The organism is Haloimpatiens massiliensis (assembly GCF_900184255.1).
Lineage (GTDB): Bacteria > Bacillota > Clostridia > Clostridiales > Clostridiaceae > Haloimpatiens > Haloimpatiens massiliensis.
This window is the reverse complement of sequence record NZ_LT854636.1, coordinates 110435-134737: the sequence shown is the minus strand read 5'-3', so window position 1 is coordinate 134737 and position 24303 is coordinate 110435. Positions and strand designations below refer to the sequence as shown.

General features: G+C 31.3%; 22 protein-coding genes. 18 read left to right on the top strand and 4 right to left on the bottom strand.

Translation table 11 applies throughout. The annotated features are described in order from the left end of the window. The first annotated feature begins 12 nt into the window (after positions 1-12). The 14 genes from C1715_RS01720 to C1715_RS01655 all read left to right on the top strand — a co-directional run bounded on the left by C1715_RS01720 (position 13) and on the right by C1715_RS01655 (position 14285). Positions 13-888, top strand: coding sequence for a methylenetetrahydrofolate reductase (locus C1715_RS01720; protein WP_102398960.1), 876 nt, complete (start codon positions 13-15; stop codon positions 886-888). Positions 889-991: 103 nt separating this feature from the next. Then, a complete protein-coding gene (gene lpdA / locus C1715_RS01715) occupies positions 992-2365 on the top strand; it encodes a dihydrolipoyl dehydrogenase (protein WP_102398959.1) in 1374 nt (457 codons plus the stop codon). Between the two features lie 47 nt (positions 2366-2412). After that, positions 2413-3186 carry an ATP-binding protein gene (locus C1715_RS01710; protein WP_102398958.1) on the top strand — a complete coding sequence of 258 codons (774 nt, stop codon included), beginning with the start codon at positions 2413-2415 and terminating at the stop codon, positions 3184-3186. A 20-nt stretch (positions 3187-3206) separates the two neighbouring features. Then, on the top strand, positions 3207-4151 hold the full coding sequence (gene acsD, locus C1715_RS01705) for an acetyl-CoA decarbonylase/synthase complex subunit delta (RefSeq protein ID WP_102398957.1): 945 nt from the start codon (positions 3207-3209) through the stop codon (positions 4149-4151). A gap of 123 nt (positions 4152-4274) precedes the next feature. Further along, the gene (gene acsC, locus C1715_RS01700) at positions 4275-5621 is read left to right on the top strand and encodes an acetyl-CoA decarbonylase/synthase complex subunit gamma (RefSeq protein WP_102398956.1); all 1347 of its coding nucleotides are present in this window, start codon (positions 4275-4277) and stop codon (positions 5619-5621) included. Between the two features lie 79 nt (positions 5622-5700). Next, positions 5701-6486, top strand: coding sequence for a carbon monoxide dehydrogenase/acetyl-CoA synthase methytransferase subunit (acsE, locus tag C1715_RS01695; RefSeq protein WP_102398955.1), 786 nt, complete (start codon positions 5701-5703; stop codon positions 6484-6486). Between the two features lie 16 nt (positions 6487-6502). Next, positions 6503-8629, top strand: a complete 2127-nt coding sequence (acsB, locus tag C1715_RS01690) for an acetyl-CoA decarbonylase/synthase complex subunit alpha/beta (RefSeq protein ID WP_102398954.1) — start codon at positions 6503-6505, stop codon at positions 8627-8629. A 345-nt stretch (positions 8630-8974) separates the two neighbouring features. Further along, positions 8975-9349 (top strand): glycine cleavage system protein GcvH, encoded by a 375-nt coding sequence (gene gcvH / locus C1715_RS01685; protein WP_102398953.1) that lies wholly within the window; start codon positions 8975-8977, stop codon positions 9347-9349. A 55-nt stretch (positions 9350-9404) separates the two neighbouring features. Continuing rightward, positions 9405-11333 (top strand): corrinoid activation/regeneration protein AcsV, encoded by a 1929-nt coding sequence (gene acsV / locus C1715_RS01680; protein WP_102398952.1) that lies wholly within the window; start codon positions 9405-9407, stop codon positions 11331-11333. Positions 11334-11356: 23 nt separating this feature from the next. Continuing rightward, the gene (locus tag C1715_RS01675) at positions 11357-11548 is read left to right on the top strand and encodes a CooT family nickel-binding protein (RefSeq protein WP_102398951.1); all 192 of its coding nucleotides are present in this window, start codon (positions 11357-11359) and stop codon (positions 11546-11548) included. Between the two features lie 181 nt (positions 11549-11729). Beyond that, positions 11730-12116 carry a DUF8180 domain-containing protein gene (locus C1715_RS01670; RefSeq protein WP_242971867.1) on the top strand — a complete coding sequence of 129 codons (387 nt, stop codon included), beginning with the start codon at positions 11730-11732 and terminating at the stop codon, positions 12114-12116. Between the two features lie 29 nt (positions 12117-12145). Next, complete coding sequence (locus C1715_RS01665) at positions 12146-12778, top strand: DUF3786 domain-containing protein (protein ID WP_102398949.1); 633 nt, start codon at positions 12146-12148, stop codon at positions 12776-12778. Positions 12779-12934: 156 nt separating this feature from the next. Continuing rightward, a complete protein-coding gene (locus C1715_RS01660) occupies positions 12935-13795 on the top strand; it encodes a formate/nitrite transporter family protein (protein WP_102398948.1) in 861 nt (286 codons plus the stop codon). Between the two features lie 85 nt (positions 13796-13880). After that, positions 13881-14285 carry a DUF3842 family protein gene (locus tag C1715_RS01655; protein WP_102398947.1) on the top strand — a complete coding sequence of 135 codons (405 nt, stop codon included), beginning with the start codon at positions 13881-13883 and terminating at the stop codon, positions 14283-14285. A gap of 69 nt (positions 14286-14354) precedes the next feature. Here the strand turns inward: C1715_RS01655 and C1715_RS01650 are convergent, their stop codons facing one another. Next, positions 14355-15542, bottom strand: a complete 1188-nt coding sequence (locus C1715_RS01650) for a cation diffusion facilitator family transporter (RefSeq protein ID WP_102398946.1) — start codon at positions 15540-15542, stop codon at positions 14355-14357. A 277-nt stretch (positions 15543-15819) separates the two neighbouring features. Between C1715_RS01650 and cbiM the strand changes: the two genes are divergently transcribed. The 3 genes from cbiM to C1715_RS01635 all read left to right on the top strand — a co-directional run bounded on the left by cbiM (position 15820) and on the right by C1715_RS01635 (position 18560). After that, positions 15820-16815 carry a cobalt transporter CbiM gene (gene cbiM, locus C1715_RS01645; RefSeq protein WP_102398945.1) on the top strand — a complete coding sequence of 332 codons (996 nt, stop codon included), beginning with the start codon at positions 15820-15822 and terminating at the stop codon, positions 16813-16815. Between the two features lie 170 nt (positions 16816-16985). After that, a complete protein-coding gene (locus C1715_RS01640) occupies positions 16986-17786 on the top strand; it encodes an energy-coupling factor transporter transmembrane component T family protein (protein ID WP_242971866.1) in 801 nt (266 codons plus the stop codon). 48 nt (positions 17787-17834) lie between these two features. Then, positions 17835-18560 (top strand): energy-coupling factor ABC transporter ATP-binding protein, encoded by a 726-nt coding sequence (locus C1715_RS01635; protein WP_102398944.1) that lies wholly within the window; start codon positions 17835-17837, stop codon positions 18558-18560. A 238-nt stretch (positions 18561-18798) separates the two neighbouring features. Here C1715_RS01635 and C1715_RS01630 read toward each other — a convergent pair whose 3' ends face one another. Further along, positions 18799-19935 carry a PRK06851 family protein gene (locus tag C1715_RS01630; RefSeq protein WP_102398943.1) on the bottom strand — a complete coding sequence of 379 codons (1137 nt, stop codon included), beginning with the start codon at positions 19933-19935 and terminating at the stop codon, positions 18799-18801. Between the two features lie 176 nt (positions 19936-20111). On the opposite strand from C1715_RS01630, the gene C1715_RS01625 reads away from it, so the two are divergent. Continuing rightward, positions 20112-21413: a M18 family aminopeptidase gene (locus C1715_RS01625; protein WP_102398942.1), complete on the top strand. Its 1302-nt coding sequence runs from the start codon at positions 20112-20114 to the stop codon at positions 21411-21413. 552 nt (positions 21414-21965) lie between these two features. On the opposite strand, the gene C1715_RS01620 is transcribed toward C1715_RS01625, so the two are convergent. Together C1715_RS01620 and mtnN are read right to left on the bottom strand one after the other, a co-directional pair. Further along, entirely contained in the window at positions 21966-22736 is a 771-nt protein-coding gene (locus C1715_RS01620) for a nucleotidyltransferase domain-containing protein (RefSeq protein WP_102398941.1), read from the bottom strand. A 196-nt stretch (positions 22737-22932) separates the two neighbouring features. Beyond that, entirely contained in the window at positions 22933-23643 is a 711-nt protein-coding gene (gene mtnN, locus C1715_RS01615) for a 5'-methylthioadenosine/S-adenosylhomocysteine nucleosidase (RefSeq protein WP_102398940.1), read from the bottom strand. Positions 23644-24303 lie beyond the last annotated feature (660 nt).

Genomic DNA, 24303 nt, shown 5'->3' with positions numbered 1-24303 from the left:
AGGGGGATTATTATGAGTTTATTACAGCAGGCCTTTGAAAAAAAAGAGTTTGCAATAACAGCGGAGATGGCTCCTCCAAAGGGAACAGACCTTTCTCACTTAATAGAGTGTGCTAAGGCTATAAAAGGGAGAGCCCATGGAGTCAATGTTACTGATTTCCAAGCTGCCACAGTGAAAGCTACATCTTTAGCAACTTGTAAAATGCTTAAAGATGCAGGATTAGAGCCAGTTCTACAAATAACAGGAAGAGATAGAAATAGAATTGCTATAGAGGGAGAACTTCTATCAGCAGGTATATTTGGAATTGAAAACGTATTAGCTTTAACAGGAGATTATACAGTGCTTGGTGACCACCCAGGAGCAAAACCAGTGTATGACTTAGATAGTGTAGATATACTTAAGGTAGCATCTACCATAAGTTCTGGTGTAGATATGATGGGAAATGAATTAAAAGGAACACCAAATTTCTATTTAGGAGCTTGTGTATCTCCAAAATATGACCCATTAGAATTACAAATATTGAAAATGAAAAAGAAAATTGAAGCAGGCGCAAAATTTTTTCAAACACAAGCCGTTTATGATATAGATACTTTAAGAAAATTTAGAGAAATGACAAAAGATTTAAATACAAATGTGATGGTGGGAATTATACCACTAAAATCAGCTGGTATGGCAAAATATATGAATGCTAATGTAGCTGGGGTATACGTTCCAGATGAAATTATTGAAAGAATGAAGGGTGCAGAAAATAAAGCACAAGAAGGAATAAACATAGCTGCAGAATTCATAAAACAAGCTAGAGAAGAGGGATTGTGCGAAGGTGTTCACATAATGGCTATAGGAGCAGAAGAAAATGTTCCAGTAATACTAGATAGAGCAGGACTTTAATTCATAATAAAATCATAAAATGTCAAGAGAAAGACTAGTATTATTTAAGTAATGAACTTTAATTTACAGTAAAACTATAAAATTAATGAGAGAGGCGATTGGGATGAAAATAGTAGTTATAGGTGGAGGCCCAGGAGGATATGTAGCAGCATTAAAAGCAGCTATGAAAGGGGCAGAAGTTACTGTAGTTGAAAAGGCACATGTAGGAGGAACTTGCTTAAATGTAGGCTGTATCCCGACTAAGGCATTAATAGCTTGTTCAGAGGCACTAGAAACTATAAAAAATGCAGATAAATATGGAATAAAAATAGAAGGTGAAGTAAAACCAGATTTTGATGCAATTGTAGCAAGAAAAAGAAAAGTTACAGACCAACTAGTAAAAGGTATAGAATTCCTTTTTAATGAAAAAGGAGTAAAACTAGTTAGAGGTACTGGTAAAATAGCAGATAAAAATAATGTGGAAGTAGAAAAAAATGATGGAACAAAGGAGATAATTAAAGCAGATAAAATAATTATAGCTACAGGTTCTGTTCCAGTAGTTCCACCAATGTTTCCATACGACGGAAAAAGAGTTATAATAAGTGATGAAGTACTAGAATTAGAAAAAGTTCCAAAATCCATGATAATTGTAGGAGGTGGCCCAATTGGTTGTGAAATTGGACAATTCTACAATGAACTAGGAACAAAGGTTCAAATAGTTGAAATGGTAGATCATTTGATTCCATTTGAAGATGAAGATGTAGCTAAAATACTTCAAAGATCATTTAAGCAAAGTAAAATAAAATTCTTTGTTAAAGATGGTATATCTAAAGTAGATGTAAAAGAAGACAAGGTTGTAGCTACATTAGGAAGTGGTAAAGAGCTAGAAGCTGAAATGATGCTAGTTTCAGTAGGTAGAAGACCATATACTCAAGGTTTAGGACTAGAAGAACTTGGAGTTAATATGGAAAGAGGAAGAATAGTAGTAAATGAAAAAATGGAAACAAGTGTTGAAGGCATATATGCTATAGGTGATACAGTAAGTACTCCAGCATTGGCTCATGTAGCATCTAAAGAGGGAATAGTTGCAGTAGAAAATGCATTAGGCGGAGATAAAAAAATGGACTACAGAGCTGTTCCAAGATGTGTATTTACTAGTGTAGAAGTAGCAGGAGTAGGAGCAACAGAAAAATCTCTTAAAGATCAAGGAGTAGAATATAAAGTAGGAAAATTCGACTTTAGAGGACTTGGAAAAGCACAAGCTATGGGTAAATTCCAAGGTTTTGTAAAAGTAATAACTGACATGAACGACAAAATATTAGGAGCTGCAGTCATAGGTCCTAATGCAACAGATTTACTTACAGAACTTACATTAGCAGTACATTTAGGATTAACTGCTGAACAAGTGGGCGATGCAATACATCCACATCCAACACTATCAGAAGCACTAATGGAAGCCGTTCATGATGTAAATAAAGAAAGTGTTCACGCAGTTTAAAGCATAGGGTTTTATAGCCCTATGCACTAAATAAAGGAGGTTATAATATGGGATATAAAATAGCTGTAGCAGGTAAAGGTGGCACTGGAAAAACTACATTGACAGGATTATTGATGGATTATTTAGTGAAACAAGGGAAAGGCCCTATATTAGCAGTAGATGCAGATGCTAATGCTAACTTAAACGAAGTTCTAGGTGTAGAAGTAGAGGAAACTTTAGGAACAATAAGGGAAGAAGTTAGTCAAATGTCCCTTAAAGGTGACGGATTTCCAGGAGGAATGCTAAAAGCTGATTATCTAAAATATAGATTAAACACAGGATTAACGGAAGGTAATGGCTTTGACTTATTGGTAATGGGAAGATCACAGGGTGAAGGTTGTTATTGCTACGTAAATGGTGTTTTAAAAAATCAAATAGATACATTAGCTAATAATTACGATTACATAGTTATAGATAATGAAGCTGGAATGGAACATTTAAGTAGAAAAGTTGTAGATGATATTAATTTATTGTTTTTAGTAAGTGATTGTTCAAGAAGAGGAATACAAGCTGTAGGAAGAATAAATAAATTAGTAAAGGAATTAAAATTGAAAGTTTCTGAGACCTACCTTATAGTGAATAGGGCGCCTGAAGAAAAACTAAAGGATGGAATATTAGAAGAAATAGAGAAGCAAGAATTAAACTTAGTAGGTGTTGTTCCAATGGATCCTATGGTATACGAATACGATTGTGCAGGAAAACCATTAGTTAAATTACCAGAGGATAGTATGTCAAAGAAAGCTTTAGGAGATATATTATCCAAGGTTGGATTAAATAAGTAAAAACAAGGAGGCTACCAGTTATGTTCAAAAAAACAGTACAAAAATACTCAGGTAAAATCAATGAAGTTCAAATGGGAACAGGAGAAAAGGCAATAAAAATAGGAGGACAAAATGCACTTCCTTTTTACACTTTTGACGGAGATACAGGAAATACTCCTAAAATGGGAATGGAAATAATAGATGTATATCCAGAAAATTGGATAGATGCATTAAAAGAAATATACAAGGATGTATGTAACGACCCAGTTCAATGGGCAAAATTTGTAGAAGAAAAATATAATCCAGATTTTATATGTTTGAGATTAGAGGGAGCAGATCCAAGTGGAGCAAACAAATCTGTTGAAGAATGTACAAAAGTTGCTAAAGCTGTAGCAGAAGCTATTGAAGTTCCTCTAGCTATAGCAGGTACAGGAAATCACGATAAAGATGCAAAATTGTTTGAAAGCTTAGCAAAAGAATTAGATGGACATAATGTATTGTTATTATCAGCAGTAGAAGAAAACTATAAAACTGTAGCTGCAGCAGGTGCATTAGCTTACAGTCACAAAGTTGGAGCAGAATCATCAGTTGATATTAACCTTGCAAAACAATTAAATATATTAATAAACCAATTAGGTGTTAAAACAGAAAATATAGTATCAAACGTAGGATGTTCAGCAGCTGGTTATGGTTATGAATATGTTATATCAACTATGGATAGAATCAGACTTGCAGCATTAGGACAAGATGATAAAACTCTTCAAACTCCAATAATAACACCAGTTTCTTTTGAAACATGGAAAGTTAAAGAAGCTGTAGAATCAGAAAAAGATTCTCCACAATGGGGTTCTCAAGAAGAAAGAGGAATATCTATGGAAGTAGCTACTGCAACAGGTGTTTTGTCAGCAGGAACAGATGCTTTAGTATTAAGACATCCAAAATCAATAGAGACTTTAAGAAGCTTAGTAGAGGGATTGCTAGCATAATTTGTCAAAATACTTGATTTAGTCTAAATTATTTATAAATTTTGGTATTTTAAAATTGTAAGATAAAAAATTCGGAAAATATTTTTATATAGGTAAATTCGAATTGTTAGAGGAGGATAAAAAATGGCTTTAAAAGGATTAGATATATTTAAATTAACACCAAAGAAGAATTGTAAAGATTGTGGTTTCCCAACATGCTTAGCATTTTCAATGAAAGTAGCTGCAGGGGCGGTAGAAATAAGTAAGTGTCCTCATATGGATTCATCAGCATTAGAAAAATTATCAGAAGCTACTGCACCACTTATGAAAACAATAACAGTTGGAAAAGGTGAAAATGAATATAAATTAGGAGGAGAAACTGTTCTTTTCCGTCACAGCAAAACTTTTGTAAATAGAAATAGATTTGCTATCATGTTCTGCGATTGCATGTCTGATGAAGAAATAGATAGAAAAATAGAAAATATGAAAAAGGTTAATTATGTAAGAATCGGTGAAGAAATGAAAGCTGAAATTGCTGCAATAAACTACAGTGGCAATAAAGATAGATATATAGAAATAATAAATAAAATTAAAAATAGCGGATTAAAAGTAGCTTACATGTTAACTTGTGAAGATGTATCTGTTATGAAAGAAGCGTTAGCACTAGTAAAAGATGAAAATCCTATAGTTTATGGTGCTAACAAAGATAACTACAAAGAAATGGTTCAATTAGTTAAAGCTGATAAGTTAGTTTTAGGAGTTAAAGCTCCATCATTAGAAGAATTATATAAATTAGTAGAAGAAATACACAAAGAAGGTTATAAAGAATTGATACTTGACCCAGGTTCTTCTTCAATTAAAGAAGCTTTCCAAAATACAGTTCAAATAAGAAGAATAAATTTGGATGGACAAGATAGAGTATTTGGTTATCCATCAGTGATATTTGCTAATAAACTTGCTAATAATGACAAGTTTATGGAAGTAGCATTAAGTACATTATTTACAATGAAATATGGTTCAATCATTGTACTTGATGATATGGATTATGCAAGAGCACTTCCACTATTTGCTCTAAGACAAAACATATTTACAGATCCACAAAGACCAATGAGAGTTGAACCAAATGTTTATCCAATAAATAACCCAGACGACAACTCACCAGTAATGGTAACAGTTGACTTTGCTTTAACTTACTTCATAGTATCTGGAGAAGTAGAAAGATCAAAAGTTCCAGTATGGATGCTAATTCCTGATGCAGGTGGATATTCAGTTCTTACATCTTGGGCAGCAGGTAAATTTACAGCATCAAGCATAGCTAAATTCGTAAAGGAAAGTGGAGTAGAGGAAAAGACTAAATCAAGAAAACTTATAATTCCAGGTAAAGTTGCTGTACTTAAGGGTGACTTAGAAGAAAATCTACCAGGCTGGGAAATAGTTGTTGGAACTAATGAAGCTTTACACATTCCAAAATTCTTAAAGGAATTTAAATAGGAAATATACTTTTTACATAAAGGGGAGCCCCCCTTTATGTAAGAGTTTAAAATAAAAAATTGAAAAGGGGAGAAAATCCATGGAAAAATTCATGATTATAGGGGAGAGAATTCACTGTATATCACCAACTATAAGAAAAGCGTTAGCAGAAAGAAATCCTGAACCAATATTTAAAAGAGCAAAAGAACAATTAGATGCAGGGGCCCATTACCTAGATTTAAATATAGGACCTGCTGAAAAAGATGGCGAAGAAGTAATGCCATGGGCTGTTCAATTACTACAAAAAGAATTTAATAATGTTCCTCTTGCTTTAGATACTACTAATAAAAAAGCAATAGAAGCTGGAATAAAAGTTTATAACAGAGAAAAAGGAAAACCAATAATAAACTCAGCAGATGCTGGAGAAAGAATAGAAATGATAGATTTAGCAGCTGCTAACGATGCAATGGTAATAGCACTATGTGCTAAAGAAGGTATAACAAGAGATAATGATGAAAGAATGGCATATTGTACAGAAATGCTTGAAAGAGGTATGTCTTTAGGATTAGAACCAACAGATATGTTATTTGACCCTTTATTCTTAGTTATAAAGGGAATGCAAGAAAAGCAAAAAGAAGTTCTAGAAGCAGTTAGATTAATAAGTGAAATGGAACTTAAAACTGTTTGTGGATTAAGTAATATATCTAATGGAGCACCAAAACATTTAAGACCAATAATGGATGCTAACTTCTGCGCTATGGCAATGCAAGCAGGCTTAACATCAGCAATAATGAATCCATGTGATCAAAGATTAATGGAAACTATAAAAACTTGTGATATCATTAATGGAGCAGTTTTATACGCAGATTCTTATTTAGATCTATAAAAGGGGGCAAGGGAAGATGAATTTATTTCAAACCATATTTACAGGCTCAAATCAAGCTTTAGAAGCAGCAAAAGGGATAGTTGCTCAAGCTATAAATGAAAAAGGTAAAGAGTGTAAAGTTGCTTTTCCTGACACTGCTTATGGACTTCCAATAATTTTTGCAGCTACAGGAAAGAAAATAACTACTCTTGAAGAATTAGAAGGCGCTTTAGCCGTAGTAGAAAGTTTAATAGTTCAAGAAGAAAGATTAGAAAAGGCTCTAAATGCAGGTCTTGCTACTGCAGTGGCAGCAGAAATAATTGAAGCTGCTAAATATGTATTAAGTGAAACACCTTATACAGAACCTTGTATAGGATTTGTACCAGACCCAGTTATTCGTTCATTAGGAGTTCCACTAGTTACTGGAGATATTCCTGGAATAGCAGTTGTTTTAGGAGAATGCCCAGATAGTGAAACTGCAGCAAAAGTTATAAAAGATTATCAATCAAAAGGATTACTTACTTTTTTAATAGGAAAAGTAATAGACCAAGCTATAGAAGCTAACGTAAAAATGGGTCTTGATCTAAGAGTTATACCAGTAGGCTATGATGTAACAGCAGTAATTCATGTTGTATCAGTAGCTATAAGAGCAGGACTTATATTCGGTGGACTTGAAGGCGGTAAATTCGGTGATTTCTTAGAGTACACAGACAAGAGAATTCTTGCTTTTGTAAATGCCTTTGGACCACTTAGTGAACTAGTAGTTTCTGCAGGAGCAGGTGCTATAGCACTTGGATTCCCAGTAATTACTGATCAAGATGTTCAAGAAGTTCCAACATTATTATTAACTCAAAAGGATTACGATAAAGTACCTAAAACTTCATTAGAAGCTAGACATATAAAGATAAAAATAACTGAAATTCCTATACCAGTAGCTTTTGCAGCAGCATTTGAAGGTGAAAGAATAAGAAAAAATGATATGTTTGCTGAATTTGGTGGAGGAAAAACTGATGCTTGGGAACTAGTAATGCAAAGAGAGCTTTCAGAAGTTGAAGACCATAAGATAACATTAATAGGACCAGATGTTGATACTATAACAGAAGCACCAGGAAGACTTCCATTAGGAGTATTCATAGAAGTTGCTGGACCTAACATGCAAAAAGACTTTGAACCAGTTCTTGAAAGAAGACTTCACTATTTCTTAAACTATATAGAAGGCGTAATGCACGTTGGTCAAAGAAATTTAACTTGGGTTAGAATAGGCAAGGAAGCTTATGAAAAAGGCTTTAGATTAAACCACATAGGAGAAGTTATCTATGCTAAGATATTAGATGAATTTGGATCTGTTGTGGATAAATGTCAAGTTACTATAGTAACTGACCCAGATAAATGTGGAGAACTAAGAGAAAAATATGCTATGCCAAGATACATGGAAAGAGACGAAAGATTAGAATCTCTAATAGATGAAAATGTAGATACATTCTATACTTGTAATTTATGTCAATCTTTCGCTCCAGCTCACGTATGTGTTGTAACACCTGAAAGACTTGGACTTTGTGGAGCAGTTAGCTGGTTAGATGCTAAAGCTACACTAGAATTAAATCCAACTGGACCATGTCAAGCAATACCAAAAGAGGGAGTCATAGACGAAAACTTAGGTATTTGGGAAACAGTAAATGAAACTGTTGATAAAATATCTCAAGGTGCAGTAAGTCAAGTTACACTATACAGCTTAATTCAAGACCCAATGACATCTTGTGGATGTTTTGAATGTATCTGTGGTATAATGCCAGAAGCTAATGGTGTTGTAATAGTAAACAGAGAATATTCTTCAATTTCTCCTCTAGGAATGACATTTGGAGAACTTGCATCAATGACAGGTGGTGGAGTTCAAACACCAGGATTTATGGGACATGGAAGACCATTTATATCTTCGAAGAAATTCTTAAAGGCTGAAGGCGGAGTTGGAAGAATAGTTTGGATGCCAAAAGAATTAAAAGAATTCGTTAGAGAAAAATTAAATAAAACAGCTAAAGAGCTATATGATATAGATAATTTTGTAGATATGATTTGTGATGAAACTATATCTACAGAGTCAGATGGCGTATTAGCATTCTTAGAAGAAAAAGGACATCCAGCATTAACTATGGATCCTATTATGTAATTAATAATTAATAATTAATAATTATTAATTAAGAATTAAGAATTCAACTTTCGTAGCTATAAAATTTGCAGATAAGTAATAGGTATTAGCTAAGAAGTAAGAAGTAAGAGTTAAGGATAAAACTCTAGGAGTTTTTTATAATTAATTTATAAGTAATAATTCTTACTTTTTACCTATTACTTCTTACCTTGTATAGCATAAAGCTTAAAATTTATATGCGAAAGTTGAGTTAATAACTATAGTTATTGTTTAAGTTTAGATATAGTGGGTTTAAATAGTATTTAAATCCGCTATAACTACAAATATGGTCATTTACGTTTAAAATATTTTAGGGAGGGCATATATATGAATCATCCAGAAAATTTATATTACAGCAAAGAACATACTTGGGCAAGAGTTGAAGGAGATACAGCATATGTTGGAATAACTGATTTTGCTCAAAGTCAATTGGGAGAAATATTGTTTGTTGAAATGCCAGAAGTAGATGATGAAATAACTCAAGACGAAACTTTTGGAGTGGTTGAATCTTCTAAAAAAGCTTCAGATTTATTTGCACCAATTTCAGGAACTGTATTAGAAATAAATGAAAAGTTAGATGATGAGCCAGAATATATAAATGAAGATGCATATGATGCTTGGATTATAAAAGTTCAATTAAGTGACAAAGGCGAGTTAGATAACTTATTAAACTCTGCTAATTACGAATCAAGTATAAAATAATATAGTCTTTCTCGGCTTAGGCCGAGAAAGCTTTTCTCACAGGGGGTATTGATGTATGGCTAAAGTTAATTTTACTTCTCACGGAGTACAGGTAGAAGCAAAAGATGGAGAAAGCTTGCTTACAGTAATAAGAGGAGCTGGAATATTTATAGATGCACCTTGTAATGGCAATGGTTCTTGTGGAAAATGCAAGGTTAAAATACTTCAAGGGCAAGTAAATTCAAATAAGAGCAATCATATAACTGAAGAGGAACTAGCACAAGGCTATGTATTAGCTTGTTGTTCTACTATAACAGGAGATGTGGAAGTAGAAATTCCATCCACCGCTGATGATGCTATGCACAATATGAAAATAGAAGATTTAGGTGGAGAAAAGGAAAAGAAAGTATTTAATGAAGCAAGAGAAATATTAAAAAATAACGGTATAGAATTGGGAATAGACATTAAAAAAAGTTTTTTAGAAATTCCAGGGCCAACCTTAGATGACAACATATCAGATGTAGATAGGTTAATTAGGCAAGTTAGAAACACATTGGGATGTGGCAACGTTCAGTGTGGACTTTCAGTAATAAAAAAAATACCTCATATTTTAAGAGAACACGATTTTAAAATTACTATAACTTATATTGAAGAGGAAAATAATATAAATATAATAAACATAGAAGGAAATGATACTTCAAATAAACTATATGGAGTAGCTATAGATATTGGTACTACTTCAGTTGCAGCATGTATAATAAATTTAAATTCTGGAGAGATAATAGCTAAAGCCTCTTCAGGAAATGCTCAAATACAATATGGAGCAGATGTAATAAATAGAATAATATATTCGGCAAAAAAAGATGGGCTTAAAAAATTAAATGAAGCCATTATAAAATACACTATAAATCCATTATTACAAAAGATGTATGTAGAAAGTGGTATAGAATCTCATGAAATTAATTCTTTTGTAGTGGCAGGAAATACTACTATGAGTCATTTATTTTTGGGAATTCAACCAGATTACATAAGAATGGAACCATACATACCAGCATTTTTAAGGTCTCCTTACATAAAAGCTTTTGAATTAGGAATAGATATAAACCCAGAGACTACTGTATATTTAGCACCTTCTGTGGCAAGCTATGTGGGAGGAGATATTACAGCTGGAGCTTTAGCATCGGGCATTTGGAATTCAGAGGAAAATGTTTTATTTATAGATTTAGGAACTAATGGAGAAATAGTTTTTGGAAATAAGGAATTTTTAATGAGCTGCGCATGTTCGGCAGGACCAGCTTTTGAAGGTGGAGAAATAAGCTGCGGCATGAGAGCTTCTAGCGGAGCCATTGAAAAAGTTGAAATAGATAAAAAGACCTATGAGCCAAAGATACAAATCATAGGTGAAGAAAAGCCTGTGGGCATATGTGGTTCTGGTATAATAGACTTAATATATCAATTAATGGCCACTAAAATAATAGATAGAAGAGGAAAAATCATTAAAGGGTTAAATACAACTAGAGTTAGATTTGATGAACATGGTATGGGCGAGTATGTATTAGCCTTTAAAGAAGAGTACAATATAGATAAGGATATAACCATAAATGAGGTTGACATAGATAATTTTATAAGAGCTAAGGGAGCAGTTTATTCTGGAATATCATCAATGATCTCCAGTGTAGGAATGAACTTTGATTGTATAGACAGACTGTACATAGCAGGTGGTATTGGAAACAATTTAGATGTAGAGAGCTCTATAATGATAGGTATGCTCCCAGATATACCTAGAGAAAAAGTGAAATATATAGGTAATAGTTCACTAATAGGATGCTACTTGACTATAATGAGTAAAGAAGCTAAGAAAAAATTAGAGGAAATATCCAGCGGCATAACTTATTTGGAATTGAGTGTAGAGCCTGGATACATGGATGAATTTGTATCAGCATGTTTTTTACCGCATACTGATATAGATAGATTCCCAACGGTAAAGGAATTGTTGGGAGAATAAATTATTAAAAGGAGGAATTTGCTATGTGTGAATCAACAGCTTATTTAATAACTTCTCAGGGAGAAGAAAAAATAATGGAATATGTGGTAGAAGTACTGCCTAAGGAAGATGGAAAAATATTTTTAGCAGACCTTCTAGGAGATGAAAAGATAGTAGATGGAGTATTAAAAGAAATAAAATTATTAGACCATAAAATCATAATTGAAGGAAAATAGTACTTATTTAAGTTTAGGCTTATTTAGGTATTATGCATTAATTTAATGTTTAAATTTTATATCTCTGGTTTAAATTCATTTACTAAAGATAAATGATTTATTACTAGAGATTTGAACTGGGGATTAAAAATCAAATAATTAGGATTTTACGAAAAAATACAAATATATGGAGGTAATAAATATGTGTAAAGATTTAAAACATGAACATACACATGAGCATTGTCATGAACATGCCCATGAACATTTTGATGGAGAACACACTCATGAACATTGCCATGAGCATACTCATGAACATTCTCACGGGGATGATCACTGCCATGAACATACACATGACCATGGTGAATGTTGTTGTGATGGAAATTCAACATTAGATAAAGAAGAAAAAACTTTAAAAATTTTATTATCTCATTGGATAGACCATAATAAATCTCATGAAGAAGGATTTAGGGAATGGGTGGAAAAATCCAAGAAAATGGGTAAAGCTGAAACAGCAAAATATATAGAAGAAGCTATAAAATATATGGAAAAAGCAAATGAAATGTTAAAGGAAGCTGGAGATAATATCTAACCTTAATATGAAAGGATGAAATAGGGCTAATGGATAAAAAAGCTGTAGAAGAAAAGAGAAAAGATAAAATACCATATGATTACTATAAAGACACATTAAAGAATTACAATCCACAGAAAATAGTTGAAAATACTGGTTGCAGGTATGATGAGGATAAAAAAGAGTTTACTGTAAAGATTATGGGACAAGACTATATAGTTAAATATCCATTAGGAGAAGTGTTGAATGGGGACTACTCCAAAATAGAAAAGTATCCAACTAAGACTTTAATACTTAGATACCTAATAAATGCAAAGGGAGTAGCCCCGATTAATGATGACATAACATATAGAGATGTGCCAGGTGGAGAGGTGTATTATAATAATTTTTATGGAAGATGTATTTTAAGATTAATTAGAACTTTTGGAAAGGATTTGGACAAGTTCCGTAAGGCATTTGAAAAAATCCCTAAGAAAGAAGTGAACATGGGCGACATAGCTTATAAATTCGAGTTTATAAATAATGTTTATGTGACCTTTGCTCTATGGGAAGGAGACGAAGAATTTCCTCCTTCAGCTCAAATACTTTTCGATAAAAATGCATCTTTTTATTTTACAGCAGAAGATTTAGCTGTAGTGGGAGATGTTTCTATAGGAATTCTAACTCAAAAGGCATATAGCTAGAACGCTTATAAAAGTCAAATATACATTTTAATGTACTAAAAAATATGGACTTATGACTCAAGATAAATTTGTGGGGTATATATTTGTTAATAAGCTGTCTTAATAGGACAATTTGTTAAATATAATATTTAATAATAAAAAGAGGATATGGGTCATATGGAAAGTAAAATTTTAAAACCAACAGAGATAAGGGAAGCTACTATTAAAGCTGGAGAAACAAAGGCAAAGATAGGACTTATGCAGGGAATCATTTTAGGAATACTGGCAGGTGCATTTATAGCCATAGGGGGAGCTGTAGCCTCAGTAGGATCTCATAGTGTTACCAATGTGGGCCTAGGAAAATTTGTAGGAGGAGCGCTTTTCCCAATAGGATTAATATTAGTAATTGTATGTGGAGCTGAATTGTTTACAGGAAATAATTTGATGCTCTTAGGAGTGCTAGAAGGAAGATTTAGTTTTAAAAAAGTATTGAGAAATTGGGTAATAGTGTATATTTCTAATTTTGTAGGAGCTACTATTGTATCTTTTTTAGTTTTTCAATCGGGCATGTTAAACGTAAGTGGGGGAAAGCTTGGAGGTACTGCTATTAAAGTAGCAGCAACTAAAGGCGGCTTAAGTTTTGGTGTAGCCTTTGCTAGTGGTATTTTATGTAACATATTAGTATGCCTTGCAGTTTGGGGTGCCACAGCATCAAAAGATGTTATTGGAAAAGTAGTTATGTCATGGTTTCCAATTATGGCATTTGTTACTTGTGGATTTGAACACTGTGTAGCAAATATGTATTATTTCACATTAGGTATTTTTGCAAAATCTAATGCAGCGTATGTACAAGCTTCAGGATTAACTTCAGAAAAGTTAGCACTTGTTGGAGGAAAAGGAATTTTTAATAACTTATTGCCAGTAACTTTAGGAAACTTAGTTGGAGGAGCAGTTCTAATTGCTGGAGCTTATTTCCTAGCTTACAAAAGTAATAATAAAAGTTTAAATAATGCACATTCCACAACTGCTAATAACTAGATTTCCTATAGTACCTTAATTTAAGTAACTGAAGGGAATATTAAAAGCCCTCATATTAACGCTAATATAGAGAAGGTGGTATTTAATGAGAGTAGCAGTAATTGATGGATTAGGCGGCGGATTGGGAAAAGTAATAATTGAAAAGATTAGACAACAATTTAAAGAAGGTTTTGAAATTATTGCATTAGGCACAAATTCTTTAGCCACCTCTAATATGATAAAAGGTGGAGCTCATGCAGCAGCTACAGGAGAAAATTCTATAAAGGTTATGTCATCAGAAGTGGATGTAATTGTAGGACCTATAGCTATGCTAGTAGCGAATTCAATGATGGGGGAAATAACTCCAGTTATGTCTGAAGCTATTGCTAGTAGTAAAGCAAAAAAAATAATTTTACCATTAAATAGATGCAATGTAATTACTGTAGGTACTAGACAGTTATCTATGAATCAAATGGTGAATTTAGTTATTGAAGAGTTGAGTATTTGTTAGCATAAAAAATATAAAGCCAGAAAAAGCATTATATAACATAATACTTTTTCTGGCTTTTTTAATTTACAATTATCTTATAAAAGTATAATTCTTATCAATAGTTATTACGCAATTATAAGCAGGGTTTATAGCTTTTAATTTTTTATTAAATTGGAGTATAATTTCTTTTTCTTTTTGTTGATCTATATGGATGTCATGGTCAATTACCACGTCAAATATCAAATTAATATAGTTATTTTCACCTACCATTCTAAAATCATGCATAGATTCTATTTCCCGTATAGTAGGTAATACAGATAACACATCTTCTTTACATTTTTTAACTGCTTCATCGTTTGTATTAATAGGATCCATGTGTATAACTAAAAGAATATTATGTTTTTTTGAAATTTCTTTTTCAGCCTTATCTATTATTTCATGTATTTTTAATACAGAAATATCACAAGGAACTTCTGCATGTAAAGATACCATAAATTTAGAAGGACCGTAGTTATGAACTATTATGTCGTGTACACCAGTTATATACTCATAGCTAAGTAAATCTTTTCCGATATTTTCTACTAATTCAGCATCAGGAGCTTCACCTAAAAGAGGATTTATAGTTTCTTTTACAAGGCTAAATCCAGAGTAAATTATGAAAAGTGCAACTAAAATACCTATATATCCATCTATAGGTAAAGATGTAAAGTTTGATATGATAAAAGACAAAGCAACAACACTAGTGGTTATTACATCGCTAAAAGCATCCATAGAAGTAGCACTTAAAGTAGTAGAATTTATTCTTTTACCAAGTCTTTTATTAAAAAATCCAAGCCATACCTTTACTAATATTGAGAAAAGTAACAGTACAAAGGGGATTATTTGAAAATTTATTTTTGTAGGATTTACTATTCTATCAAATGAGGTTTTAACAAATTGGAAACCTACCATCATAACAAAAAAAGAAACTACAAGAGCAGCTAGATATTCTACACGACCATGTCCAAAGGGATGTTCTTTATCTGCAGGTTTATTTGCTAATTTAAAGGATATTACTGTTATTAATGATGATGCGGCATCGGATAAGTTGTTAAAGGCATCAGCAGTTATAGCTATACTATGAGAGATAAAACCTACCGTAAGTTTTATGGATGATAGCACTATGTTTGCAATTATTCCTACTACTCCTGCAAGATATCCATATTTTTGTCTAACATTCTCATCCTCTGTATTATTGTGATCTTTTATAAAATGGGAAATTAAAAAATTAGTTAACAAACTAAAACACCGTCCTTAAAATAAAAAAATAAATAGGTCATTAATAAGTATATTATACCATTTTATAATAAAATCCAAGGGGTATTAATTTACATAAAAATAAATCTTGACTATTTTTTTACATAGGTGTAAAATTACTTTGTTAAATAAAATATTTGTGTCTTAAAAACGAATTTTGGGGCATATGAATAAATCGATATATAACCACGAAGGTTATCCATAATTAATGGAACTTTTGTGGTTTTTATTTTTATAAAATTAAGTTGGGGGGATAATAATGCATATACCAGACAATTATTTAAGTCCATCGACCTGTGCTGTAATGGGAGTGGCAATGGTTCCAGTTTGGAAAAGAACAGTTACAAAAGTAAAGAAAGAACTGAGTAAAAAGAAAATGCCACTGCTTGGAGTTTGTGCAGCCTTTTCATTCTTAATAATGATGTTCAATGTACCAGCACCAGGTGGAACTACAGCACATGCTGTAGGAGCTGCTTTAATCGCAATTATTTTAGGACCTTATGCTGCATGTATAGCAGTAACTATTGCACTACTTATACAAGCTTTATTTTTTGGAGATGGAGGAATATTAGCATTTGGAGCAAATACTTTTAATATGGCTTTTATTATGCCATTTGTAGCTTATTATGTATTTAATTCTATAAAGAGCAAAGTAAAAGGTGAAAAAGGTGAATATGTAGCGGTATTTATAGCAGGATACATATCCTTAGTTATAGCGGCTTTATGTGCAGCTATAGAATTTGGTATTCAACCTATGATTTTTAAGGATGCAGCAGGGGCAGCATTGTATTGTCCATATGCTTTAAATGTAGCCATTCCAGCAATGATTTTGCCACATTTGATTATAGGATTATTAGAAGGTGTAGTTACTGCAGGAGTTTATGCTTATATTAAGAAACTATCTCCAGGAACTATATATGAAGGGAAAAAGGAAAATAGTAAATCTTTAACTGGACTTATAATTGCAATGATTGTTTTAAGTCCAGTAGGATTGTTAGCCTCAGGTACTGCATGGGGAGAATGGGGAACTGATGAAATAAAAGAATTAGCTGGTTTTGTTCCAAAAGGCATGGAAAAAGGATTTGAATTTAGTTCTATGGCACCAGATTATAGTATAAGTGGGCTTCCAGAAATAGCAGGATATATATTATCGGCTATAGCAGGAGTAGCACTTATAGTTATAATTTTTAAAATTATAGGAGTCTTGAAAAAAGATAGTAATATTGATATGAAGGATAAAACTATTGAGAGCTAGTTTTATAAACAATAAATATAAATAGATCATATAAAATAAATAACAATTAAATATTGAATTTTACAACCATCCATATTTTCTTTCTAACTTTAGAAGGAATGTAATGGATGGTTGTTGAATTTATGTTTGATTTGGTATTACTAAAACAGGAAAAGTGAGAAGGTGAATTATTGGAGATTAAGGATTGGCTTTTAAATAAAGATGATTATACACCGCCAAAAGACAAAGATGGATTTATAAATAAAACTATATTAGCAATTATTAAAATATTATCTAGAATTAAAAGGGATAAAATTTATCCAAATGGAGTGCTATATAAGATAAATCCACTAATAAAATTAATATTTACTCTGTTATTTATAATTTTTTTATCCATGTCTAAAAATTTGTTTTACTTATATACTATAGGTACATATTTTTTACTTTGCTTAAGCACTTTGGATGGGAATGCATTAAAAAAAATATTAGGTGTAAGTTGTATAGTGCCTATTTTTACACTCATCATACTTATACCATCAATAATTATGGGAAATCTGCATAATAGCTTGATATTGATTTTAAAGGTACTTATAACTGTCATAGTTGTTAATTTATTATCCTATACTACTAAATGGCATCACATAACTAAAGCTTTAAAAATGCTTTTTATTCCAGATGTATTTATATTAGTTTTTGACATTACAATAAAATATATATACATATTAGGAGAATTTTCCTTAGAAATGTTGTATGCCTTAAAGCTTAAATCTGTAGGTAAGAATAATAAAAAATATACTTCAGTATCTAGGATTATGGGAAATTTATTTTTAAAATCAAAAACCATGGGAGAAGAAATGTATTCGGCTATGGAATGCAGAGGCTTCACTGGAGAGTACGTGAGTTACTCTAAATTTAAATTTACATTGTTAGATTTAGGGTATACTGTTTTAAATATATTTATCATAGTCTTGTATTTCGTTTTATCTAAATAAAAAAATTCTATTTGAAATTTAAAAAATATATTATGAGGAGCTGATAATATGATACAGCTTAAGAATGTTTATTTTGCTTATAAGGACAATGTGGCTCTTAGAGATATAAATATTAATATAAAAGAAGGGGAATCTGTAGCTTTAATTGGGCCCAATGGAAGTGGAAAGTCTACAATGTTAAAAATTATAAATGGTATTGTACATCCTGTGAAAGGAAAATACATATTTAATGAAGAAGAAATTACAGACAAAAAATTAGAGAACAGTAGTTTTTCTAAAAGTTTTCATAAAAGAGTAGGATTTGTATTTCAAAATTCAGATGCTCAGCTTTTTTGTTCTACAGTTTATGAGGAGATTGCTTTTGGACCAAGGCAAATGGGGCTTAGTGAAGATATGGTAAATTCAAGAGTGTATGATTGCATGGATATGCTCAATATTATGGAGTTAAAACATAGAGAACCCTATAATTTAAGTGGTGGAGAAAAAAAGAAAGTTGCCATAGCTAGTGTGCTTGCATTAAATCCGGAGGTGCTTGTGCTAGATGAACCTATGAATGGAATAGATCCAAAGGGAAAGAAATTTTTGAGAGATTTTTTGATAAAATTAAGAGAGTGTGGAAAAACCATAATATGTTCTACACATGAATTTGGTTATGTAGAAGGTGTTTTTAAAAGAGCGATAGTTTTTTCTGAGGAACATAGAATTATTAAAGATGGGGATTATCAGGAGATAATAAATAATAAGAAATTTTTGCAGAATAATAATATTTTGTAACTAAGTATGAAGTTACCAGTGATAAACACAGTGAACAGTTTTAAGTCTTGGTTCTAAAATTAAATTTTTAGTCCCCAATCCCTAGTTTAAAAATTACAGCTATTATATTTATACTTAGATTTAGGGGAATGGGGACTTAGTAATAGGAAGTAGTAATAAGTTGGTGTATTAGTTTAAATACATTAAAGTTTATGGAAAAACTGTATTTTTGGATCATAATTTGTGGAATTTTCAGTTTTTACACAAAAAATATATCATTTTTTATTTGTTTGAATGCATTATTTTCAAGGCCTTTACTTTGGTATTCTAAAAATTCATTTAGAACTTTTTTATATTTTTCATTTACTTTGTCAAAATTCATGGAAGGTATATAATAAGATTCTAGTTGATCATGTAATTCTTTTGCTCCAGAGATTATTTTTAAACCTTTATTTAAAAGAAGATAAAAAGTTTCTTTTTCCTCATGTATTTTAGATAGATTTTTATTTAGTACATGTTTATTTTGTAGTTCGTTGGTATATATTTGAGTTCCTGAAAACTCTCTTTTATTTATTTCATTAGAAGTTAATAATGCTACACTTAAATCAGGAATTAAAACATGCTCAATTTCCTCAGGAATAAGAGGTTTATGAAATATCTCTACATAATGTCCCCTTTTAGTAGCTTCCTTACTTAAAAAGTTTAATATATCAGATTTACAGGTGCCTGGTTCACCATTTAATACATATATATTTTTATAATTTTCCTGTAAATTCTCTATATAGGTAACTATTCCATTAGGAGTAAAAGCAGTGGCAAATAAATGTCTTTCCTTTCCCAATATGCTTACTTTATCTTTAAAAAGCTCTTCTTTTAATTTTTCCTTTAATATATTTAATTCTGAGAAATCCATAGCTTCTAAGTTTAAGTTGCTCCAACCGTCATGTATAATTTTAGCTGCTTCAATGTACTTATAAGCCCTTTTAAAGGTGTTTCCGATAGCTTTATTAATAGAGATTATTTCATTTTTATTATTTTGAAGTTTTTTTTCATTCCAGCAATCACTTAAATTTAAAACTTCATCCACAGCACCTGGATTTTTAGGGTCTACTACATGAGGGGCAGTACCATCTAATATAGTAACTTTTAAAGATGGTATTAATACTGCATCTAGGGAATTATTATCTGATGAGCAGTGGTGAAATTCTATGTCATATCCATGACAGTTAAAGTATTCTCCAATTTTTTTCATCATTGAAGATTTGCCAGTACCAGGCCCTCCCTTAATGCAAATAATTTTATTGGCTTCTTCCTGAGATAAAATATAATTGTAGTAAGAATAAAAGCCCTGTGATGTATTTCCTCCAGGGAATAAGTGCCTTATGATTCCTTTCATATAAATCACGCTCCATTAAATTACTAAAATTTTACTTAATAATATAATACTCATAATGTAGGATTTTAATACACTTTTTATATTCTAAATCTATATTTGGAGTTGGCGTATTATATATGATATAATCAAATATGGAAATAAATCAAAATTATCATAAAATTTCGGGGGGAGTAACGATGACAAAGGAATTAGAATTAGCCCAAAATCTTATTGACTTTATTTATGAGAGTCCAACAGCTTTTCATGCGGTAGAAACTGTAAAAAAGGAGTTAAATGCTAATGGATTCACGGAAATAAAGGAAAGTGAAAAATGGAATTTGGAAAAAGGCGGAAAGTATTATGTAACTAAAAATGATTCAGCTTTAACAGCCTTTGTAGTGGGAAATGGAGAAATTGAAGAAGATGGATTTAAATTAATAGGAGCTCATACAGATTCCCCAACATTTAGAATTAAGCCATCTGCAGAAATGGTTTCAGAAGACACATATGTAAAGTTAAATACTGAAGTATACGGAGGACCTATACTTAACACATGGCTAGATAGACCTCTTTCAGTGGCTGGTAGAGTAGCATTAAAGAGCAAAAATCCATTATGCCCAGAAATAAGATTGGTAAATATAAAAAAACCTATACTTATAATACCTAATCTTGCGATACACATGAATCGTGAAGTAAACAAGGGTATAGAATTAAATAAACAAAAAGATACGTTGCCATTACTAGCATTAGTAAATGAAAATTTAGAAAAGGGAAATTACCTTTTAAGTACAGTAGCTAAAGAGTTAGATGTTAAAAGTGAAGATATAATAGACTTTGATTTATTTTTATATGAATTTGAAAAAGGAAGCATAATAGGGCTTAACGATGAATTTATATCCTGTGGAAGATTAGATGACCTAGCTATGGTACATGCAGGAATAAAGGCTTTAATTAATAGTAAAGTTACAAAAGGAACAAATGTAATGGTTTGTTTTGATAACGAAGAAGTGGGAAGTGCCACAAAACAAGGTGCAAACTCTCAAATGCTTGCTAATGTGTTAGAAAGAATAGCATTATCTATGGGAAAAGGTAGAGAAGATTTCTTTAGAGCTTTATCTAAATCATTTATAATTTCTGGAGACTTGGCTCATGCAGTTCATCCAAATGTGGGAGAAAAACATGACCCAACTAGTAGACCAGTAATAAACAAAGGACCAGTAATAAAAGTAAATGCAAATCAAAGCTACACTACAGACAGTGATTCATCTGCTGTTTATGAAATGGTGTGCAAAAATGCAGGAGTACCTTATCAAAAATTTGTTAATCGTTCAGATTCAAGAGGAGGCTCTACTATAGGACCTATATCCTCAACTCATTTGGATATAAGATCCGTGGACATGGGAACACCAGTGCTTGCAATGCACTCAGTACGTGAATTTGGTGGAGTTCAAGACCACACTTATGTATTGAAGTCATTTGAAGAATTTTATAACATTTAGAATATATACATTGAAGAAAAATCTGATTTTAATTCCGTAATAAATGTGTAATTTGGGACTGTTCACAATACGCCAATAACTTCTAAATGTCTCACAGTTAAAGCCCCTAAAGCTTTCAAACTCACTCGTTCCTCGTTCAAACATGAAAGCTTCTTAACGGGTCCTTAACTGTGAGACATAAGAAGTTCTAAGGCTAGTTCAATAGTCCCCAATTCCACATTTACTACTACATTAAAATCAGATTTTTAGTTTATTTAATATGTATGTGGGTTGGGAGGAAAAAGCCTACTGAAGGATGATTTTCCTCCACTATGTTACGGAAAATCTTTAATTAAATAAATGTGATGGCAAAATAAGCTATAATTATTTCATTAAATGGAATAGTTATAGCTTTTCTTTTAGGGCTTTAAAAATCTTTTATTGGCGATATCCAGATTAAGTACGTAGATATGATCAGGATATATATAAGAATACATAACTTTAACTGATAGATAAATTGGAATTTATCTAGTTCTTTTTTAATTATTCATCAAAGTAATGTTATTAATTAAGCTAAAATATTATTTTGTTTAAATTTTCCTTTATCCACTCTAGAAAGTTGATATTTAATTTATGTCTAATATCCTCATCTATACTTTCTACTACATGTTCTAAAATAGTAATGATTTTTTCATTAGCTATTTTGTATCCTTTTTTATTCAGATGTTCTGATGCTTCTTCTAGCCATAGATACTGTTCTATTGGAAGTACCTCATTAATTTTCTTTAAACCCAAGTAAGCATGTTCATTATCATAAATATATCTTAGTAATATTGAACATTCTGCAATTGAGTGGTTTAAAATTCTAGAAGTCCACGGATAATTTCCTCTCTTATATGCTCCATCAGCCTCAATAAAGTTATACAAAATATCATTGAACATTTCTACACAAGCAGATTTTTCCATATACTTAATTTTAGGAACATAGTCATTCATCAATCCTTTTGGGTCATAAACAATTTTTGCTTCATCAGTTGTAGGTAATGACTCTTTCGTAACAGCATATAAATCAAAATGTAATCCATCTTCAAATATTACTATTATTTGTGGACCTACAAAATTAGCATAACTATAATAAATTATTGATTTATATGCCAATAAATACTCGAGTCTATTGTCTAAAAACTGTTCCATTTTTTCTTCACTTACAATAACATACATATCTACATCAGAATATTCATCATCGTCGCCCCTTCCAATAGAACCTTTTAAAAATATTGCATCACAAATATTCTCTTTTATTATTTTTTTACTTATTTGTTCAATTGCATTGTAAGTTCTCATATTGTCTTATCACCTCTTATACAAATTATTACTACTAGTGAAGTCATATCAAAAAACTTCACATAGTATAATAATACAATAGTTCTTAAATATAAATTATTAACTACTCTACAAATTACTATTTATTGAACCGCTTGTACTCTTTACATCACCATATAAAAAGAATGTGTACTTATACAACTTCGAATTATACTTATTAGACCGGTGTAAAATAAGCTTTTATTTCTTTTAATAATCCTAATACAAAATTTTTGGATATTTCTGATGCCTTTTTACAATTTTTTTCAAAATTGTCTATTCCACTATGAGTTATTGTGTCAGTAATCGTTCGAATAGCGATAAATGGTATATGGTTTACATAGCATACATGAGCAATACTTGCTGTTTCCATATCAACAGATAATGGGGCATATTTAGCATTAATACATTCTCTCATATTGTCCTCAATAAATTTTTCGCCTGTAACCATCTTTCCAAAATATACAGTATAATCAGATTTTTTGTATTGAATTGATTTTTTTGATAAATCAAGTAATAGATTATCAGAATCAAAGTAAATTGATGACATCCATGGATGAAATTCTGTCAATATATTATCATGGACATCATGATGTGCCACTTGAGTAGAGATTATCGTATCGAAAATATTAACCTTGTTGTCCATCCCACCTGCTGTTCCTGCATTTATAATAGCATTCACATGATAAGTATCGATTAGTATTTGGGTGGCTATTGCAGCATTTACTTTGCAAACTCCGCTAAATAGTGTGACAACAGATACTCCATCTATTGTTCCCTCATAAATTCTTAGCATGGCTTTTTCTGAAATCTTACAATTTTGAATATGGGTTAAAAATGGCTCTATCTCTCTATCACCTGCACATATTATACCTATCTTCCATGTCATAATAATTCCTCCCACAAAATATAAATAACTTTCATTTCGTCTTTTAATACTATTATAAATTAACTTATTTTAAAATTATATCATACTTTTACAAATAATTATAATTACAATGAAAATACTTGTAGTTTTATTGTTTATTCTATGATTAAAGTTTCATACCTTATTTCAATTAATGAAAATATTATTAGTAACCAGGAATTAGGGTCTACGAAAGACTATGCCTAAAAAACATATTAAGAGCACTTTCCTTGCTAGAATCTAGAAACTAAAATTACTGCCTAAAAATCAAGAATTACTACTAACCCATTTGGAGACTAGGGACTAAAAGAACGGCTCCGCCTAAAAAAATATTATGAGCCCTTTTTTATAAATTAAAGATTTTCCATAGCAAAGCGGAGGAAAATCCTCCTTTAGTAGGTTGTTTTTTCCCCGTGACGATATACGAATAACCTGAAAAATCTGCTTTTAATGGACAAATATTAGAAGTTCTTGGCGTATTGTTCACAGTCCAAAATTTCACATTTATCACGGAATTAAAAGCAGATTTTTCCTATGCACTTACGTCATAATTTTCTTATGTTTTGAATTAATTCAGTTAATTTTGGAAATAATACATTAAGGTCGCTTAAAAGCAAAACCTTATTTCCATAGTAAATTAAC